We start from the raw sequence: 1,028 nt of genomic DNA, 5'->3' as shown, positions 1-1,028 counted from the left end.
GTTGAGGACGGCTACGCTCGTCCGACTCTGCCGCGTTGAGGACGGCTACGCTCGTCCGACTCTGCCGCGATCCGTGAGGTCGATCATGACGATGTGGGGACGTCGCTCACGGGGACATTAGGTGATTGGTCTTGCCATGATCACGCGCCCTTTCACGCCAACGAGCACGACCTTGCGCTAGGCCTCCTCGTCTATCGCTGCGGCAGACTGCTTGCGCCATCCACGCCATCGTCTGAAGTAGACGCCGGACAAGATCAGCGCGACCACGGGAACGGGGAGCCACTCCCAGCGTGCCGAGGCGATCAGCACGATCGCCGACACAACCGCCATGGCGAGCAGAAAAGGAACCAACCAAGGGGTGTATTGGATGCCGGGGTCGCTCGATTCATTTGGCGGCGCCATGCGCTCAGACTAAGTCGCGCTTGCCTATGCCGTGAGCCTACGTGGAACTCGGCCTGAGACCCGGGTTCGAGGGACGTCCGGTCTTGCCGCGTTGGGTCGGCACGTCCGATCGCGCTCCTGGCCGTGTACCTGGTCGTAGATTGAACCCATGCAGAGCGAGCGAAATGGCCTGGCGCAAACCCCCAGGCAGCTGCGGCTTGGGGCCACCTGCATGGTCACGGTGGCAGTCGCGCTAGGCGTGTTCGGCGTCGCAGCGGGGAAGCCCATCTTCTGGGGTTTCGTCGTGGTGTTCTCTGCCTGGTCGATCCACATGCGAAGGCTCGCAGCGAGATGGTCCAAGGAAGACAACGACACGCTAAGCGACCTGTCGTCATCGTCCTGATCTGCCGCGTTGAGGACGGCTACGCTCGTCCGACTCTGCCGCGTTGAGGACGGCTACGCTCGTCCGACTCTGCCGCGTTGAGGACGGCTACGCTCGTCCGACTCTGCCGCGTTGAGGACGGCTACGCTCGTCCGACTCTGCCGCGTTGAGGACGGCTACGCTCGTCCGACTCTGCCGCGTTGAGGACGGCTACGCTCGTCCGACTCTGCCGCGTTGAGGACGGCTACGCTCGTCCGACTCTGCC

At 64.1% G+C, this 1,028-nt stretch carries 2 protein-coding genes; one reads left to right on the top strand and one right to left on the bottom strand.

The genetic code is table 11. From position 1 onward, the window contains the following. Positions 1-177: 177 nt before the first annotated feature. Entirely contained in the window at positions 178-402 is a 225-nt protein-coding gene (locus BA895_RS23720) for a hypothetical protein (protein WP_139142789.1), read from the bottom strand. A gap of 148 nt (positions 403-550) precedes the next feature. Between BA895_RS23720 and BA895_RS19345 the strand changes: the two genes are divergently transcribed. Next, positions 551-784, top strand: a complete 234-nt coding sequence (locus tag BA895_RS19345) for a hypothetical protein (protein WP_070193535.1) — start codon at positions 551-553, stop codon at positions 782-784. Positions 785-1,028: the final 244 nt, after the last annotated feature.

Source organism: Humibacillus sp. DSM 29435 (genome assembly GCF_001758225.1).
Lineage (GTDB): Bacteria > Actinomycetota > Actinomycetes > Actinomycetales > Dermatophilaceae > DSM-29435.
The sequence above is the reverse complement of the archived record's forward strand: the minus strand, read 5'-3'. Positions and strand labels throughout refer to the sequence as shown.